This window comes from Streptomyces sp. BE20 (assembly GCF_036322525.1).
In the GTDB taxonomy this organism is placed as follows: Bacteria; Actinomycetota; Actinomycetes; order Streptomycetales; family Streptomycetaceae; genus Kitasatospora.
The window spans coordinates 1-17,034 of the sequence record NZ_JAQYWW010001135.1; the positions used below are offsets into that span (position 1 = coordinate 1).

General features: G+C 74.5%; 16 protein-coding genes. 6 read left to right on the forward strand and 10 right to left on the reverse strand.

Translation table 11 applies throughout. From position 1 onward, the window contains the following. The coding region (locus PUR61_RS36000) for a DUF7507 domain-containing protein (RefSeq protein ID WP_443035300.1) at positions 1-731 on the reverse strand (731 nt) is incomplete at its 3' end. A gap of 595 nt (positions 732-1,326) precedes the next feature. Here PUR61_RS36000 and PUR61_RS36005 point away from each other — a divergent pair. The 4 genes from PUR61_RS36005 (at position 1,327) to PUR61_RS36020 (ending at position 5,266) form a co-directional block, all read left to right on the forward strand. After that, positions 1,327-2,277, forward strand: coding sequence for a hypothetical protein (locus PUR61_RS36005; RefSeq protein WP_329883762.1), 951 nt, complete (start codon positions 1,327-1,329; stop codon positions 2,275-2,277). An 84-nt stretch (positions 2,278-2,361) separates the two neighbouring features. Further along, complete coding sequence (locus tag PUR61_RS36010) at positions 2,362-3,180, forward strand: hypothetical protein (RefSeq protein ID WP_329883763.1); 819 nt, start codon at positions 2,362-2,364, stop codon at positions 3,178-3,180. Further along, complete coding sequence (locus PUR61_RS36015) at positions 3,177-4,091, forward strand: hypothetical protein (RefSeq protein ID WP_329883764.1); 915 nt, start codon at positions 3,177-3,179, stop codon at positions 4,089-4,091. Before PUR61_RS36010 ends, PUR61_RS36015 begins: the two co-directional genes overlap by 4 nt. Then, positions 4,088-5,266, forward strand: coding sequence for a hypothetical protein (locus PUR61_RS36020; RefSeq protein WP_329883766.1), 1,179 nt, complete (start codon positions 4,088-4,090; stop codon positions 5,264-5,266). Before PUR61_RS36015 ends, PUR61_RS36020 begins: the two co-directional genes overlap by 4 nt. A gap of 75 nt (positions 5,267-5,341) precedes the next feature. Here the strand turns inward: PUR61_RS36020 and PUR61_RS36025 are convergent, their stop codons facing one another. After that, positions 5,342-5,884 carry a hypothetical protein gene (locus PUR61_RS36025; protein WP_329883768.1) on the reverse strand — a complete coding sequence of 181 codons (543 nt, stop codon included), beginning with the start codon at positions 5,882-5,884 and terminating at the stop codon, positions 5,342-5,344. 493 nt (positions 5,885-6,377) lie between these two features. Between PUR61_RS36025 and rox the strand changes: the two genes are divergently transcribed. After that, complete coding sequence (gene rox / locus PUR61_RS36030; RefSeq protein ID WP_329883769.1) at positions 6,378-7,817, forward strand: rifampin monooxygenase; 1,440 nt, start codon at positions 6,378-6,380, stop codon at positions 7,815-7,817. Positions 7,818-7,902: 85 nt separating this feature from the next. On the opposite strand, the gene PUR61_RS36035 is transcribed toward rox, so the two are convergent. After that, a complete protein-coding gene (locus PUR61_RS36035) occupies positions 7,903-8,328 on the reverse strand; it encodes a carboxymuconolactone decarboxylase family protein (protein ID WP_329883770.1) in 426 nt (141 codons plus the stop codon). Positions 8,329-8,645: 317 nt separating this feature from the next. On the opposite strand from PUR61_RS36035, the gene PUR61_RS36040 reads away from it, so the two are divergent. Then, positions 8,646-8,825: a hypothetical protein gene (locus PUR61_RS36040; protein WP_329883771.1), complete on the forward strand. Its 180-nt coding sequence runs from the start codon at positions 8,646-8,648 to the stop codon at positions 8,823-8,825. Between the two features lie 70 nt (positions 8,826-8,895). Here the strand turns inward: PUR61_RS36040 and PUR61_RS36045 are convergent, their stop codons facing one another. From PUR61_RS36045 to lanKC, 7 genes are all read right to left on the reverse strand, one after another. Further along, on the reverse strand, positions 8,896-9,582 hold the full coding sequence (locus PUR61_RS36045; RefSeq protein ID WP_329883772.1) for a ribonuclease H family protein: 687 nt from the start codon (positions 9,580-9,582) through the stop codon (positions 8,896-8,898). Positions 9,583-9,734: 152 nt separating this feature from the next. After that, the gene (locus tag PUR61_RS36050; RefSeq protein ID WP_329883773.1) at positions 9,735-10,436 is read right to left on the reverse strand and encodes a restriction endonuclease; all 702 of its coding nucleotides are present in this window, start codon (positions 10,434-10,436) and stop codon (positions 9,735-9,737) included. 42 nt (positions 10,437-10,478) lie between these two features. Further along, a complete protein-coding gene (locus tag PUR61_RS36055) occupies positions 10,479-10,679 on the reverse strand; it encodes a hypothetical protein (RefSeq protein ID WP_329883774.1) in 201 nt (66 codons plus the stop codon). 292 nt (positions 10,680-10,971) lie between these two features. Further along, the gene (locus PUR61_RS36060; protein WP_329883775.1) at positions 10,972-11,247 is read right to left on the reverse strand and encodes a GNAT family N-acetyltransferase; all 276 of its coding nucleotides are present in this window, start codon (positions 11,245-11,247) and stop codon (positions 10,972-10,974) included. A 262-nt stretch (positions 11,248-11,509) separates the two neighbouring features. Next, positions 11,510-13,300: an ABC transporter ATP-binding protein gene (locus PUR61_RS36065; RefSeq protein WP_329883776.1), complete on the reverse strand. Its 1,791-nt coding sequence runs from the start codon at positions 13,298-13,300 to the stop codon at positions 11,510-11,512. Between the two features lie 204 nt (positions 13,301-13,504). Further along, on the reverse strand, positions 13,505-13,642 hold the full coding sequence (locus tag PUR61_RS36070) for a SapB/AmfS family lanthipeptide (protein WP_329883777.1): 138 nt from the start codon (positions 13,640-13,642) through the stop codon (positions 13,505-13,507). Between the two features lie 115 nt (positions 13,643-13,757). Beyond that, entirely contained in the window at positions 13,758-16,433 is a 2,676-nt protein-coding gene (gene lanKC, locus PUR61_RS36075) for a class III lanthionine synthetase LanKC (protein WP_329883778.1), read from the reverse strand. Between the last annotated feature and the right edge of the window lie 601 nt (positions 16,434-17,034).

Below are 17,034 nucleotides of genomic sequence, written 5' to 3' on the forward strand. Positions count from 1 at the left end.
GGCGGGGTGCCGGTGGCGGTGGCGGTGTTGGTGAGCGTCCCGGCGTCGGCGTCGGCCTGGGTCACCGTGTACGTGGCGGAGCAGATCATGGACTGGCCCGGGACGAGGGTGGTGTCCGGGCAGGTGATCGCGGGCGGTGTGCCCGTGCCGGAGAACGAGGTGTCCGTGACGCTCACGCCGGTCAGGGTGACGTTCCCGGTGTTCTTCACCAGGTAGGAGTAGACGAGGGTCTGCCCCGGCGACAGGGTCGCCACCAGCGTGGAGCGGCGGTTGTCGCCACCGCCCCCGCCGCCCGAGGCGGTCTTCTCGACGGAGAGGGCTGCGCTCTGCAACGCGACCGCCGTCACGGGGGAGTCGGGCGCGGTCACCGCGGAGCCGGTGGGCGGGGTGCCGCTCGCGATACCGACACCGGTGACCCTGCCCGCGTCGACGTCGGCCTGCGTCACCGTGTAGGGCGCGGTGCAGGTCATCGAGGCGCCCTGGGCGAGGGAGGTGTCCGGACAGGAGACCACCGGCGGGGTCCCGGTCCCGCTGAACGAGGTGTTCGCGGCGGTGACCGCGGTCAGCGGCTCGTCACCGGTGTTGGCCAGCAGGTAGGAGAAGGTGATCGTCTGGCCGGCCGCCCGGAAGGTCGTCGGCGCGACGCTCTGCGTCAGCGACAGGGCGGGGGACTGCGCGGTGGCGACGGGCGCCAGGGGGAACGCCGCGACGAGGACCGCCCCTACGGCCACGACCGAGGTCAGCAGGCCGGGACCCCGGTGGGTCCCGCGTGCGCCCTCCGGTCCCGGTGGTCGTCCGGGGGCGCCTCTGGTTCCGCCGACTCGCATCGTGGTTCTCCTCATCTCGCCCCGTACCGGGAGGACCGGCGCGACGGCGGCACGACCTTCATGGACAGGTGGACGGCCGCACCCGCACCGGACGCGGCACGGAACAGATACTCGAATCCGGGGTCTCTCCATCGTTCGTGATCGCGGGAATCATCCGGTCGGGTGCGCGCACTCGCCGGAACGGTCCTGTTCCGCAGGTCCCGAAGTCCCCGAAGTCCCCGCGTGTCGCCGGACGGACGCCCCGCCGAACCGGTCGGGTGCCGCGGTGAGGGGGCCGGACGGGAGCGTGCGACGGGCGCCGTCCATTTCGGTTCGGTCACGGTGTGTCCCATTGGTTGATCATTGGGTGGGAGTGCGGTGATTGATCTTGTTGGCACCGGACTGGACCGACTCTCATAATTTCGGCTGAGACGCGTCACGGGCGGCCTGAAGTGCGCTGCCGGGGGCGGCCCGCGAGGCGCCGACGCGCGACATTCCGCTGTCTTCCTGGGGGAGTCCTTTGTCCGCGCCCGAGAGTTCGCCGTCTGCCGCCGACCAGGCGCAGCAGGGGGCGCTCGATCCCGCTGCCGTGCCCGGCCCGGGGTCGTCCGATCCCGCCCTGCCCGATCCTGCCGCGTCCGGCCCCGCCGCCTTCGACCCGGCCCCGGCCCCTGCCCCGGTCGCCCGGCGGACGCTGCCGCGCGCCCTCGGGGTGACCCTGGCCGCCGCGGGCCTGATCGCCGTGACGGCGACCAGCGCCGCCGTCACCGTGGCCGTCGGCAGGCCGGACCCGGAAGCGGCCGTCGTCGCCGGCACCGCGGCACGTCCGGGCCCGGCCGCAGCCACCTCGGCGCCGCCCACCGCGCCGCCCACCACGTCGCCCACCGCGTCGCCCACCGTGTCCGCCCCGGCGTCCACGGCGGCACCCGCCCCCGCTCCGGCTCCCAAGCCGGCGAGCACCGTCAGAGGGACCGTCAACGGCGGGAAGCACGAGGGCGATCTGCGCTACTTCCTGCTCCCGATCCCCGAGGGCGGCGAGTCCTACGGACCGGCCGACGGCATGACGCTGACGGACGAGGAGGTCGCGGACGAGTTCAACAACCGGGACACCATCATGCGGATCCTCCGTGCGTACGGCTACAAGGACGCCGCGACCCGGACGTACCGCACGGCGGACGGCAAGGCCGAAGTCACCGTCACCCTGCTGCGCTTCGGCTCCGCCGGGGACACGAAGGAATTCGCCGAGGGCTACACCATGAGCCTGGAACCGATGGAGATCACCGGCGACCCCGGTGCCCGCGGCTACGTCCGCACACCCAAGCAGCAGGCCTACACCGGCTCGATGACCGGGATCTCCAGCCAGGGTGACGTGCAGTACACGATCGACGTCGACGTGAAGGGCACCCCGGACAAGGCCCTGCTCAGCGAGCTGATGCGGCGCCAGCGCGCCTGGCTGACCTCCGGCGGCTGAGTCCGACCGAGTGCCGCCCGCGTCCCGCCTGATTCCCGCCGCCCGCGTTCTCCGCCGCCTCTTCCTTTTCCCAGGAGCCACCGCGTGACCACCGAACCCCTGGCGCCGGCACCCGCCGCCGCCCTCCCTCCGGACCGGCCCGCCGAGTTCCGGCCCCCCGAGGACCCGGTCCCCGAGCACCCGGCCGCCTTCCCCGCGCCCGCCGCCGCTCGCGTCCGCGCCCCCCGCCGGCCCCGGCCGGTCCTACTGCTGGTCTCCGGCCTGGTGCTCGGCACCGTGGCCGGCGGGGCCGTCGGCTACGGGATCCAGGCGCGCCGGCCGCCGACGCCGCTGCCGCCGATCCAGGTGGCGCTGCCGTCCTACCCGGCCGAGGCGGTCGACCCCGCAGCCGTCGCCGCGGCTGCGCCCGCACCGCTCGCCATCGACGGCGACCTGCGGAAGCTGCTGCTCACGGCGCCGGCCGGCAGCTCGGCCTGGGACGACTACCCCGGCACGCCCAGCTGGATCTCGATCGGCGAGCTCGCCGAGCGCAGCGGCCCGTCCGCGGGCGCCTTCAGGGACCTGGCCGAGCGGGGTTTCCGCCGCGCCGTCGAGGTCGACTGGAAGCAGGGCGACCTGAAGGTCCGGGTCTCGCTGATCCAGTTCTCCGACGACTTCGTCGCCCAGGCCGGGAACCGGGTGAGGGGCTACCGGCTGGAGCCGTTCGCGGCCGAGGCCAACGGCGGCTACCGGGTGGAGAAGGAGCCCTTCTTCTGGGCCGAGACCACCGAGAAGTTCTACCAGGGCACCGCGGCCGCGCAGCGCGGCACGGTGGCGATGGAGGTCAAGGTCTTCGGGCTGCGGCCGGTGGACGCCGAGCTCGTGAAGAACCTCGCCAAGCAGCAGTGGGAGCGGCTGGTATGAGCGGCGACACCGTGATGAGTGACGACACCGTGGCCGGCTCCCCGAGCACCGAGCCGCACGTCGCGCCCGCGGCCGGAGCGCCGTCGGCCGGCGAACCCTCGGCCGAACGCGCCCCCGCCCCGCCGCTCGCGCCGTCTCCCGAGCCCGTTCCGTCCGACCCGCTCGCGCTGCCGTCGGTCTCCCGCCGGCTCCTGCGCGCCACCGGCGCGACCGTGGCCGCCGCCCTGGTCGGCGTGGTCATCGGCGTCGGCATCATCGAGGTCCGGTACGACGACCCGGCGCCCGTCGCCGCCGCCGCGCCGGCGCCCGCGCCGCCCACCCCGGGCGCCACCCCGACGCCCTTCGGGGCGAAGTCCAACGGCAACCACTTCGGCTCGCTGCGCGACCTGCTGCTGCCGGTCCCCTCCGACTACGGGCTCGGTCCGGACGAGGGCGGCTACGGCAACGACGTCGAACTGACGGCCGCGCAGCTCTCCGCCGAACTGGACGAACTCCTCCAGGTGCCCAAGGAGCAGCAGGAGAAGCTCCGCGCGTACTGGGAGGGCCTGCACGTCAAGGCCACCGGTATCCGCACCTACGCCGAGCGGAAGGGCGGCCTGGTCATCGGCATGAGGCTGCGCCAGTTCAACCAGCAGGAGGTGCAGCGGATGAACGAGTACACGGCCGTGTTCACCGGTGACACCGGGCTCTTCCGCACCGGCCCCGCCGTCCCGGGCCACCCCGAGGCGCACTGCTACCTGATGCCCGCCCCGCCGTCCGCGCCGATCGACTACCTGGAGTGTTCGGCCGCCGAGGGCGACCTCCTGGTGGTCATGAGCGTCGAGGGCGTGGCGCCGCTGCCCAAGGACAAGATCGTCGCCTTCCTCGCCCAGCAGCTCGACCGTCTCGCCACCCCGGGAGCGTCCGCATGACCGACAGCACCATGCCGCACGACAGCGCCGCCTCCGGGGCCGCCTCCACGGGCCCCGCCGCCCCGGAGGGCCCCGGCACCGCAGAGGGCGACGTCACGGCGTCCGCCACTCCTGAGGCGGTCACGGACTCCCCGGCGCCCCCGGCGCCCCCGGCGCCCCCGGCGTCCCCGGCGCCGACGATGCCGGCCGCGTCCGACCGCGCCCCCGGAGACGACGCCGGGGACGGCCCCGGCCCCGGCGAGAACCCCTGGACCGCCCCCGGTGCGACGGTCCAGGGCCCCGTCGAACCGCCGAGCGCCGAGGAGCTCGCGGCCCGCCGCACCCGCCGGCGCAAGGCGGCGCTGCGGTGGGGCGCGGCGATGGCGGTCTGCGCGCTGGCCGGCACGGGTTCCGCGCTGGCCGTCACCGCGCCCGAGCGCACCGACCTCCCGGGCCTGGCCACCGAGAGCGACGGCCGCTACACCTTCCCGGCCCTGGTGCTCCCGCCGCTGCCCTCCGGCAAGCCCGTTCCCCGGGAGAACAAGAGCCGGCACGCGGCCGACCTGCGGTACCTCCTCCTCCCCGCCCCGCAGGAGGCCGGCGGTTCGCTCGCCCCGGTGGTCTTCCCGACCCCGACCCCGCCTCCGACCGGGAGCCCGACCGGGGGCCCCACCGGAACCCCGGCCGCCGCGAGCCCTACCACGTCCGCCGCTCCGCCCCCGTCGACCGCCTCCACCCCGCCTGCCACGGCCCCCCTCGCGGACTGGGTCACCTGCGACGCCGTCGCCGCCGAGCAGAAGGACCCGGTCGCGGTGCGTTCCCTTCTCCTGGAGAGCGCCTGCCGGGCCGCCACCGTCCGGGAATGGACGGCGACCGACGGCACCCGGACGCAGATCCGTCTGCTCGCCTTCGGTTCCTCCGCCGCGGCCTGGGACGTCTACCGCGAGCTCCGCGACGGGGACCAGAAGGACCCCGGCTCCCGGACCACTCCGATGGAGGGCTGGGACACCGTCTTCGGCGTCGCCGTCGAGACCCGGGGGACCCCGGCCACCACGGCCGGCACGGCCCTCAGCGCCCGCCTTGCCTACCTCTCCGCAGGCGACCTCGTGGGCGTGGTCACCATGACCAACCCCGGGGGCGTCCCGGCCGAGGCCTTCCGCCAGGTCGTCACTCTCCAGTCCGACCTGCTGGCCTGACCCCCGGGCGGGCGGCGCCTCCACGGCGCCGCCCGCCCGCTCACGTCGTCGTGCCCGGCCGCGGGGTGCTCCTCCTCAGGCGGGGACGCCGGTGGTGTCGAGGGTCAGCCGGACGGCCTCCCGGTGGAGGGCGGTGCCACTGACGACCGCGATGCTCTCCTCGCCGCGCTCCTCGCCGCTCGCGTCGGTTCCCGCGGCCCCGATCACGGCGAGGGTCGCCGTGTAGGCGCCCCACGTGAGCCGCCGTGCCGCCATCGCCGTGCCGTCCACGACGAGCCGGCCCGCTCCGAGGACGGGCCCGGACGGCAGGGGGATCGGTCCGTCGGGCGAGGAGTTTGCGAGGAAGTCGCGCAGGAGGGCCTCGGGGTCCAGCGTCGGGAACGCGCGGACGTGCGCCGGCAGGCGCCGCTGGGTGCTGACCTGCACCAGCAGGGTGCGCCCCTCGTGGTAGCCGAGGTCGAGCCGCTGGAGGAGCCCGTCGGTCGACCCCTGGCCCACCAGGCACTGCCATCCGGGCCGGGGCGCGTCGAGCAGGGCCGCGGGGCGGCCGAACGACCGCAGGAGCTCCGGCCAGGTGGGATCGACGGGTCGCCCCGGGTGGGCGGAACTGTGGAACACGGCGGCCCTCCGGACGGTCGCGGGTGCGCTGGGTGCTCTCCATCCTGACAGCGCATCAGCCGTCCCGGACCGGAACGTCGGCGGCGGGCAACCGGGGGAGGGGGCCGTACCGCCGGAGCGCCGAGCAGGAGGGAAGTCCACGGCGTCGCCCCGGGGACCCGGGGGCGGGTCGGGGCCGGGGCCACCGGCTTCCGGTGGGCCGTCACCCGGTCCGGGTCGGTGAACACCGACTCCTCGCCACTCCCAACGTATAGCGCACCGGGGGGCTTGCGGCAAGGCCCCGGTGGTGGAACACAATGGTCGGCCACGGCCGATATTCCGGAAAAGACAGATCTGCCCCCTACGTCCCGCTTCGTCGACGTGCGTGCTGCGCGGGACGTCGCGGGTGGGACTCGTCGCGCGGACTCGTCGCGCCGCTCCGGCGTCCCCCACCGGAGCGCGGGGGCACACGTCGCGGCCGGCCGGAATCCACTCTCGTTGAATGGGCGTTGTGATGATTGACGTGATCGTGGTCGGCGGCGGACCGACCGGCTTGATGCTGGCCTGCGAGTTGCGGCTGCACGGTGTGCACGTGGTCGTGCTGGAGAGGTCGACCGAACGGACGAGGCGGTCCCGCGGGCGTGGCCTGCACACGCGCAGCGTCGAACTGATGGACCAGCGCGGTCTGTTGGAGCGGTTCCTCGCGGCCGGCGAGAAGTTCCGGGTCGGCGGCTTCTTCGGCGGCATCCACAAGCCCTGGCCGGACGGGCTGGACACCGCGCACCCGTACGGGCTCACCACTCCGCAGGCGGTCACCGAGCGGCTGTTGGAGGAGCGTGCGCTCGAACTCGGTGCGGAGATCCGGCGCGGCCGGGAGGTGGTCGGGCTGAGCCAGCACGAGGACGGAGTGACCGCCGAGACGGCGGACGGTACGCGGCTGCGCTCCCGCTACCTCGTCGGGTGCGACGGCGGCCGCAGCACGGTGCGCAAGCGGATCGGTGTCGGCTTTCCCGGCGAGCCCTCCAGGGTCGAGACCCTGCTGGGCGACATGGAGGCGACCGAGGACCCGGCGACGATCGCGGCCGTGGTCGCGGAGGTCCGCAGGACCGAGCTGCGCTTCGGCGCCGTCCCCGACGTGGACGGGAACGCGGGGGTGTACCGCATCGTCGTGCCCGCCGACGGCGTGGCCGGGGACCGCACGACCGCCACGACGTTGGACGAGTTCAAGAGGCAGCTGCGGGCCGCCGCGGGCACCGACTTCGGCGTGCACTCGCCGCGCTGGCTGTCCCGGTTCGGCGACGCCACGCGGCAGGCCGAGCGCTACCGGGTCGGCCGGGTCCTGCTGGCCGGCGACGCGGCCCACATCCACCCGCCGACCGGCGGGCAGGGGCTGAATCTCGGCGTGCAGGACGCGTTCAACCTGGGCTGGAAGCTGGCCGCCGCCGTCGACGGCCGGGCACCGGAGGGGCTGCTGGACAGCTATCACACCGAACGGCACCCGGTGGGGGCCCGCGTGCTGGACAACACCCGCGCGCAGATCACGCTGATGGGGACCGATCCCGGGGCGGTCGCCCTGCGGGAGCTGCTCTCGACGCTGATGGACTTCGAGGAGGTGAACCGGTACGTCACCGAGATGATCACGGCGGTCGGCGTCCGCTACGACTTCGGCGAGGGCCATGAACTGCTCGGCCGGCGGATGCGGGACGTCACGCTCAAGCGGGGCGGCCGCCTCTACGAGCTGATGCACGGCGGCCGGGGCCTGCTCCTCGACGCGACCGGCGGGCTCTCGGCGGACGGCTGGGAGGATCGGGTCGACCATGTCGTCGACGCCGCCGAGGAGCTCGACGTGCCCGCGGTCCTCCTGCGGCCGGACGGCCACGTGGCCTGGGTCGGCGAGGACCAGGACGCGCTGGCCGCCCGGCTGCTCACCTGGTTCGGCGCCGCCACCCGCTGACCGCGCAAACGTTCCGGGCCCGCCGCACCGATCGGTGCGGCGGGCCCGGTCGCGTCCGGCGTCGGGGCGCCGCGCCGGCCGGGGGTCAGGCGGCCGTGACCGGGAGGAGGCCGCGCTCGCCGAAGACCTTCTTGGCGACGAAGGTCGCGTTGAGGGCCTTGGGGAAGCCGCAGTAGGCCGCGGAGTGCAGCAGTGCCTCGACGATCTCCTCGGGGGTGAGGCCGACGTTGAGGGCGGCGTTGACGTGGACGTCCAGCTGGGGCTCGCAGCCGCCGAGCGCGGTGAGCATGCCGAGGGTCACCAGCTGCCGGTCCCGCGGAGCCAGCCCGGGGCGGCGGTAGATCTCGCCGAACCCCTGGGCGACGACCTGGTGGGCGAGCTCGGGGCCGATGTCGGCCAGCGCGTCGACGACCCGCTGCCCGCCCTCGCCGTCGACACGGGTGAGCATCTCCATCCCGCGGTCGAAGCGGTCCTGGCGGGTCTCGGCGTCGTTCGTGGGGGAGTGGCTCATTCCGGTGGTCCGTTTCCAGCGCGCGGCGGCGGCTTCTCGTCGTGTGTCCGGTTCTGCCATGGCCACCGGCCGGGCGGCCGGGGGGCCGGGGGGCATGGCACGACCGTAGGACTTCGAGTGCACTCAAGCTCAAGTACGACACCGGCGACGCGGTGCGACCTGCCCTCCTCGACCCGGAGCACCCCGCCCGCCCGTCACCCGCGCGGGCTCGGCTTGCGGGCGCCGCCGGCGGGGGCTTGAGTGGATGGGTGGTCCCCGGGCACCGGCAGCCGGCGCAACAGAACCCTGCGACGGCGCCGTCCGGACGAGGAGGAGCCATGGCACACCACAAGTCCAACAAGCAGGTCGAGGGCGACCCCGACACCGGGCACGGACGCGGCCTGCCGCTTCGGCCCGACGAGGACGAGCTCGAAGAGCGCACCGAGGAGGACCGTGAGGAGGCCGGTCTTCCGCCCGACCCGCAGGCCGCGCCCGACAAGGAGGGCGAGCGCGGCTGATCCGCGCCGGCACCGGCGCCACCGGCCCCGATGACGCGGGCCCCCGGCCCCGGTGCCGGGCGCGTGGGCGTCAGGCGTGGGCGCCCGCGCACTGGGGGTGTCCCCAGCTGCCGCCGACCTTGGTGATCGTGTCGCCCTTGGCATAGGCGCGGGTGCACGGGCACGTGCCCGCGTAGCGGGCCTTGAGGGTCCGCGTGCCACCCGCCGGACGCTTCCCGGCCGCAGGTGCGGCGGAGGCGCGTCCGCTCCGCGCCGACGTGCCGGTGACCGGGTCGGGTTCGGGCAGGTCGGAGGCCGTCCCGGCCGCCGCTTCCTGGGTGCGGGCGGCGTCGCTGGCGGCCTTGTCGGCGATGGCGTTCAGCGGGTCGCCGTCCACCTGGTGGGCGGGAACGTACACGAAGGTGACGTCCCGCCCCTCCAGGAGTGCGTCGATCTGCTGGATCAGCTCGCGGTTGGCCACCGGCTTGCCCGCCGCGGTCTTCCACCCGTTGCGCTTCCACGCCACCAGCCACTTCGTCGCCGCGTCGCGGGTGTACGTGCTGTCGAGGCGGACCTCCAGCGGCACGGCGGGGTCCGTGGCGAGCAGCAGCTGCTGCAGCGCGGTCAGTTCGCCGATGTTGTTGGTGCTGTGTCCGAGCGGACCGGCCTGCCAGCGCTGCGGGATCCCGGCACTGTCGGCCACCACGTAGGCCCAGGCCGCCGGCCCGGGGTTGCCCTTGGCCGCTCCGTCACAGGCGGCGATGACTCGTTCGATCATGGACCGATCATGCCAGGGCCCGGCCCGTGCGGTCCAAGACGGCGTCGGACCACCCCGCGCGGGAGAGCGTGCCCGCCCCGCCGGCCCGGAGCCCGGCCGGCGCGACCGCGCCGAAATGACGCATCGTCATATGTTCGGCACCGCAGACGGATTCAGCTGAGCCGCCCGTTGCGTGGTGCGGGGACGCGGGGCAGGACGTCCCACAGGGGCCGCCCCTCGCTCGCCCACCGGGCCAGAGCGGCCCGGTCCACCAGGAGGACGCCCTGCTCCGCGCCCCACCTCACCGAGTCGCGGGAGAACCGGCCGTTGGTGACCACCACCGCCACCTGCGCGGCGTGGACGCGCTGGAACGTCCCGGCCAGGGCGTACAGCACCCCGACCCCCACCGGCTTGCCGCCGACCGGGTCCTGTTTGTGCTTGCACTGCACCGCCCACCGCCGCCCCATCGGATCGTCCGCGAGCACGTCCACGCCCTGGTCGTTGGAGCGTCCGACCTTCTCCGCGCGGCAGCCGTCACGGGCCAGCAGGTCCCGCACCGCGTACTCGAAGCCGTCCGGACTCATGTGGTCGATGCCACCGGGGCCGCTCAACGCCATGCGCAGACCGGCGAGTCGGCGCCGCCGCTCCCGAGCCGCGACGACTCGCGCCCGCCCCACCGCGGCGGCGACCGCGCCGGCCACCGCCAGGAGCGCGACCGGCACCCACCAGTGCGTCGCCAGCCACCGCACCGCGGCGGTCACCGCACTGACCGCCACGGCTCCGACCAGCACGACCGCCGGCCACGTGCCCTCGTCGCGCCGCGCGCCCTGCCGTCCGCCACGTCGCCGGGCCGCGGGCCCGCGTCGCCTAGCCACCCGCTGCTCCCGACCTGCCGGTCCTCGCGACCCGTCCGGTTCTCAACCGAGGGCCTGGGCGACGACGCCGACGAGCCGGAGGATCGCGTCCCCCCAGGGCGTCGCGGCGATCAGGACGCCGAACACGACGCAGCTGAACGCCGTGATCCGCTCGTCGTTGCGGCTGCGGGCCTCGGTTCGCCGGGAGAGTCGGATGAGGATGATGATCCCCAGGAACACGGAGGCGCTGATCGTGTACTGCAAGGTCCACCCCGGACACTCGGTTCGCTGTGCGTGAGACCCCGGTGACACGGGGTCAGGACTGTCCGGCAGAGCATGCCAGAGGCGCGCCCGGGCCGAGGTGGGTTTCGAAGAATTTCAGCCGCACCCGAACAAGTCCCCGCCGGTCCTGTGCGCTCTCACTCCGGACGGGCAGGCCGCCGCCCGATCCTGGCCGACCGGCGCGAACTCCCGCGCACGCCCAGGGAGAGAGGCGCGCGTCTCCCGCCGTGCTCCTGTGTCTCGCACCCCGGTCGACCTGCCCGGCCGGTGACCTTCACCGCAGGTGGACCACCATGGTCAGCGAGTCCTCGCCCTCGTCCCGGCCGTGCAGACGGAAGCCTTCGCGGGTGTACAGCCCCACGGCGGGGTTGTCCCGCCCGACGCTCAGCGAGACGCGTTCGATGCCGGCCTCGCGGGCCGTGCGCAGCAGGCGCCGGATCAGCACGGTCCCGGTGCCCCGCGTAGACGTCGCATTCCGGGACCTTGCCGCCGCCCCGGCGGGTGTCCTTGCCGGTGGTCTCGCCGAGCGATCCGACCCGGCCGACGGCACCGGGCCCGTGGCCGCGCAGCGGGGCGGACGTCTGCAACCACCGGCTCAGCGATTCGACGGTCGGTCGATCGTCCGGATCGACGGAGATCATGATGTTGGCGACGTGGCTCACTGCGGGATTCAACCCGTTCACCCGTCGCTCCGCCACCGGGTTCCCACGCGACGGGGCGGAGGGAGGGCCCCCGGATCGCCGTGCCCGGATCGCCGTGCCCGCACCGCCGTGCCCGCCGCGTCGAGGTCGCGGTCGAAACCGACCGCCTGATCAGCCGGGAAGGCGGAGTCGGCGGTCCCCGAGGAGGGACGGGCCGGCCTGGCTGGCCACGAGCTCGCGGTACGGGACGCAGCGGGTGAGCAGTGTGGTGTGGTCCGCGGCGTCGACGACGGTCCCGCGGTTCATCATGATCACGTGGTCGGCGTGCTGGACCGTGGAGAGCCGGTGCGCGACCACCACCACGGCCCGACTACGGGCCAGTTGCTCCACGATCGTGCGGAATCGGAGCTCGTTGAGGCCGTCCAGCTGGCTGGTGGGCTCGTCGAGCAGCACGATGTCGGCGTCGGTGAGCAGCGCCCGGGCCAGTGCCAGCCGCTGGCGTTGGCCGCCGGAGAGGTCGGACTCGCGGCCCAGCACGGTGTCGAGGCCCTGCGGGAGCCGCGCGACGTCCTCGGCCAGGCCGACGGCGGCCAGCGCCTCGGCCAGCTCGCCGTCCCCCGCCGACCCGGCCCGGCCGAGCTGGAGGTTCTCCCTCGCGCTGGCCTCGACCAGGGTGAACGCCTGGTCCACGTAGGCGATCCGGGCGCGCAGCGCTCCCAGGGGCCAGCTCCGGACGTCGTGGCCGAGGACGCTCACCGAGCCGGCGGAGGGCCGGACGAACCGGCCGACGAGCGCGAGGGCGGTGCTCTTCCCGGCGCCCGACGGGCCGACGACGGCCGTCAGACCGGTGCGCGGGATGCCGAAGGACACGGCGTGCAGGGCGGCGTCGTCCGACCCGGCATGGGTGTAGGACACGGAGCGGAAGACGACCGCCGGGGCATCGGGGGACGGGGTGGGGGTGGTCCGGTCGGCGTCGTCCGGGTCGGCCTCCGGCGGTACCGCGAGCAGTTCGTTGCAGCGGTCCCGGGCGGCCAGCCCGGCCTGCAGCCGCCCGAAGCCGGTCGCGAGCGTGTTCACGGCCGGGACGGTCTGGAGCAGGTAGAGCAGGAACGCGGCGAACGCCGCCACCTGGAGGTCGCCGGCCGCCAGCCGGGCGCCGCCGGTGAGGATCACCGCGATCATCGCGAACTGGTTGCCGAGCGTCAGCACCGCGGGCACCAGGGCGCCCAGCCTGGCCCCCGTCAGCGAGACCGCGCGGAGCTTCTCGGCGTCCTCGGCGAGGAACCGGTCGGCCACCGGTTCGGCCCGGTACGCCTTGATGGTGGTGAGGGCCTCCAGGTTGGCCGTGAAGCGCTGGGCGATCTGCCCCACCGCGTCCTGCTGCCCGGTGACGTTGGACTTCATCCGGCGGAGGATCAGCAGCACCAGGACGGTCAGGACGACGAGGGCGGCGACGGTGACCGCGGTGAGCACCCAGTCGATCCACACCATGACGACGAGGGTCGCGGCGACGCTGAGCGCGGCCAGCGGCAGCTGGGTCGCCACCTCCACCACCTGACGCAGGAGTTGTGCGTCGGAGGTGACCCGTGCGGCGAGGTCGCCGGTGCCCCGGGCCCGTACGACGGCCAGCGGAAGCCGCAGCGCGTGCGCCATGAGGGCGGTCCGGAGACGGTACGTCATCCGCTCGCCGATCCGGGCCAGTTGGAGACCCGAGAGGGCCTGGGCCACGGCCCCGCCGAGGGCGGCCGCACCCATCATCAGCAGTCCGGGGGCGAGGGACCGGTGGGCGGAGAAGTCGCCGACGATCTTCCGGACCAGCAGGGGGAGGGCGATTCCCGCCGCGGTGGCCACCACGGCGAGCAGCAGGGCGACGGCGAGCCGGACGGGCTGGGCGGCGAGTTCGCGGCGCAGCCGGACCACCGGTGAGGCGAGGGCGGGGGCGTTTGCGGGCTGTTCGGCCACGGAACACCTCTCTGCTGGGGCCGGCGGTGGGCGTCCGGGAGGTCGGCCCGGAGGAGCTCGGTGCGGGCGGGTTCCGCGCGCACGTGCTCCGTGCGGACGGGCCGGGCCGCAGCGGTGACCGCTGCGGCCCGGCGACCGACCGGGTGTCCGAGGACTACCGGCCGATCTCCCCGTACGGACCGCCCCGGCGGGCGGCGGTACGGATCAGAGACAGAGGAGCGTGCTGACCGTGCTGGTGCCGCAGTTCAGGACGCTCAGCGAGCTGGTGCTCGCGAGGGTGTCGTCGATCTGCGCCGCCTCGGTCTCGGGCAGCTCCAGGGTCTGGAGGTCGAGGATCGCCATGACGTTCTCCTTCGCTCGTGCGGTGCATCACCCGACCGGACGGCCGGGAGTCGGTGGGGGCGCGGGATCCGCGCCCGGGGTCGGCGGGCCGGTGGGCCCGCCGACGGGGGTGGGGTCAGCGGGGGGCGGCAGGGCGCCGGCGCGGGGGCGCGGTGCCGGGTGCCCCGGTGAACGGGAGGAACGGGGTGCCCGCCAGGGCCGTGCCGAGGGCCAGCAGCACGCCGGCGGAGCCGGTCGCGAGGTCCGTCGAGAGGCGCAGCAACTGGTCGCCGGGGAAGGCGAGCCGTCCTCGGTAGGGGATCCGGTGGAGGGCCAGCAGGGCACGTTGGCGGTCCAGCAGCGCGGTGCGGTCCGCCGAATCGGTGGCACCGGCGGTGTCGGGGGCGCCCGCCGTACCGGCGTCACCCGTCGCACCGGCCGCGCCGTTCCCGCCGCCCGCTCGCCCGCCGGTGCGGGCGAGGTAGCCGAGCAGCCCGGCCCGTCCGTTGAACAGACCGGCCTGGATGACGAACTCGGGCTCGGCGGCCCGCAGGATCGCCGCCTCCCGCTCCGCCAGGACGCAGTCCGGCCGGTGGGCGAGCAGTGCGTCCAGCACGAGGCCGATCCCGGCGCTGCCGGTCTCGATGTAGGGCAGGACCCGGCGGCCGTCGACCACCTGGAGCGTCCCGTCACTCACCTCGACGCACCGTTCGAGGTCCAGCCCCAGGAGCGTCTCGGCCTGGTCGAGCAGTGAGTGGTCCCCGGTGTGTTCGTGGAGCCGGACGAGGGCGAGCGCGGCTCCCGAGGCACCGGCCAGGAGCCCGGAGCGGCGCTTGGCGTCGCCGTTCCCGGCCTTCTCCCACGCCCCGGCGGCGGACCGGGCGACGTCGAGTGCCTCGTCCAGCATCCGGCCGTCGCCGGTGGCGAGCGCGAAGTGGAGCAGGGTGAGCGCGATGCCGGGGCCACCGGTGGCCAGGCCCGGTGATTGTTCGCCGTCCACGGCCCCGGGGAGGCGGCGCAGCAGACCCAGTGCCTGCTGGTGCTCGCCGAGCAGGTCCAGGACGTAGGCCACGCCGTGGCCGCCGTGGTAGAGGCCGGCCGGGAGGCTTCGGCTGCGGGCGGCGTCCGCCAGCCAGTCGACGTGTCCGGGGTCGACGGCGGCGCCGGTCGTGTGCAGGGCGTAGAGCACGCCGGCCGCGCCGTGGGCCAGGCCGAGTCCGCCGTGCGTGAACTGGGCGATGTCGCCGGGGAAGAGCCGGTCGGTCCGTTCGGGGGTGGCCGTCGCGGCGATGCCGGCGGCCAGCGAGTCCCTGATCGCGGGCCAGTCGGCGACCGGCTGCTCCAGCAGCGCGCGGGTCTCGGCGTGTCCGTGGCTCAGTTCGGGGCGGAGCGTGCGGCCGTCGTCCGGTGAGGAGCCGAGGTAGCGGCGGATGTCGTCGGTGTAGCCGGGAGGTACCGGGAAGCGGCGCTCGACGGCGTCCGCGAGCTGGCCGGCCTTGCCAGGGTCGAGGGCGGTGAGCTGGACCAGGGGGTAGAAGAGCCAGAGGCGGATCGCCGCCAGCCCGTACCGGTCGATGTCCGTCCCGGTGTGGCCGGGCGGGGCGGTGAACCCTGCTGCCCCGAGTGCGGGACGGAGGAAGTCGTCGACGGTGCTGGCGAGTTCGAAGTCGATGAAGCAGAGCTCGCCGTCCGGACGGACGATCAGGTTGTGCGGGTGGAGGTCCCCGAAGACGACACCGCGGGCGTGGATCCCCGCCAGGGCGCGTTCCACCTGACCGACGACCGCGACGGCGTCCCGGGTGTACTCGGCGACGGCGCTCTCGTCGGCGTCCGGGTGGATGAGCGGGTAGCGGGCCGTGAGCCATGCGCTGAGCGACTGCCCGGCCACGTACTCCTGGACCAGGAACTCGTGCTCCCAGGCGGTGAGGAGGCCGTGTTCGGCCGGGACTCCGGGGACTCCCGACAGACGGCGGAGGACGGCGTGCTCGTTGCGCAGCCGGGTCACCGCGTCGACGCCGCGTTGGTCGAGGCCGGCGAACGGGCGGGCCTCCTTCAGTACGACGGGCGGCCCGTCCTTCCCGTCGCGGGCCAGGTAGACGCCGCCGGCGTTGGAGAAGTGCAGGACGCGTTCCACCGTGTACGGCAGTCCGGTGTCCTGCGGCGCGGCGCGCTCGGCGACGGCCGGGGCGATGCACGCCGGGACGGGCGCCCAGGAGGGGACGGAGAAACCGGCGCCGCGGACGTCGGGGACGAGCCGGCCGTCCGGTCCGACGAGGGCCAGCACCCGCTCGCCGGCCTCGTTGCGGCAGTGGCGTTCGGCGAACCCGCCGTACCTCAGGTAGAGCGGGCCGTCCTTCCAGCGCAGGTCGCTGAGGATGTACGGGCCCTTGCGGCCGGCCAGCAGCTCGCCGAGACCGTCGAGACATCGCTCCAGCTCCGCGTCGTCCACCGGGTACAGCGTGCAGAACTTGCCGCTGGAACCGCGCGGCGCGTACTTGGAGTTCTGCACCTGGAGGATCGGCAGCCCGCGCAGGAACTTGAAGGTCACGCCCTCCCGGAGGCAGTAGGAGAAGACGGTCTCCAGCACCTCCTCCGCGGTCTCGATGCACGAGGAGACGTGGATCTTCCAGCCCTGGTCGGGGATCCGGACACCGACGGGACGCACGACGGCCCACATCTCCAGCTCGCCGAGCTCCCAGCCGTCGGGCAGCGGCCGGGTGACGGCGGCGAACTCCTCGTGCGCTCCCCAGCGCCGGGGCGAGTCGTAGAAGAGCGGGTCGGCGTAGGCGTAGGCCTCGTACCGGTTGTCCAACGGAACCCTCCTCGTGGCGGGGGTCTGGTCGGTGCAGGGTTCGGTGCAGGGTTCGGTGCAGGCGGGAAGAGAGCGCGGCGGAGCGGGGGGTGGTGGAGCGGGGGCGTGGAAGGCGTGGTGCGGGACGACGGTGAAACCGTGCCCGCCCCGGCCGTCGGGGAGGTGCCGGCCGAATGCCTCGGGTATCGAAATCTTGTATGGCGATACGGCCATCCGAATAGTGGGTCCGCCGGGGAATCTCCGCAACGGCGCACGTTCTGCCCGGACTGCCGGTTCTGCGCACCCGGATTGCGCCGGTGACATTCCGAGAGCGGGGCGCGCGGCCACGCGCCGGCTGCTGCCGTTCGGAGTCGTCCGCCGCCGGTGGCGGCCTCGGGGTCGGCCGGAGCGGTCCGCCCCGGCCCTTCGGCTGTACGGCCGACCACCTGGAGGGATGGCCCCTCCGGGCTCCGCCGACCGGCGTGGGCACGCGCGCCTCGCGGCTGCCGGCTCCGGCGCACGCCCGGCGGAGGACAGGGTTTCGGCGTCCGTGGACCACCCGGGAAGGGGGTTCGGATTCTGTCGAAATGCCGAACAGAATCATCCGTTCCGCATTTCAGTT

Excerpts from the sequence above, each read along its gene's own strand:
- PUR61_RS36045 (WP_329883772.1), bottom strand. The coding sequence starts at position 9,582 with ATGATCGAACGAGTCATCGCCGCCTGTGACGGAGCGGCCAAGGGCAAC.
- PUR61_RS36040 (WP_329883771.1), top strand. The coding sequence starts at position 8,646 with ATGGCACACCACAAGTCCAACAAGCAGGTCGAGGGCGACCCCGACACC.
- PUR61_RS36015 (WP_329883764.1), top strand. The coding sequence starts at position 3,177 with ATGAGCGGCGACACCGTGATGAGTGACGACACCGTGGCCGGCTCCCCG.
- rox (WP_329883769.1), top strand. The coding sequence starts at position 6,378 with ATGATTGACGTGATCGTGGTCGGCGGCGGACCGACCGGCTTGATGCTG.
- PUR61_RS36035 (WP_329883770.1), bottom strand. The coding sequence starts at position 8,328 with ATGAGCCACTCCCCCACGAACGACGCCGAGACCCGCCAGGACCGCTTC.
- PUR61_RS36020 (WP_329883766.1), top strand. The coding sequence starts at position 4,088 with ATGACCGACAGCACCATGCCGCACGACAGCGCCGCCTCCGGGGCCGCC.
- PUR61_RS36070 (WP_329883777.1), bottom strand. The coding sequence starts at position 13,642 with ATGGCGATCCTCGACCTCCAGACCCTGGAGCTGCCCGAGACCGAGGCG.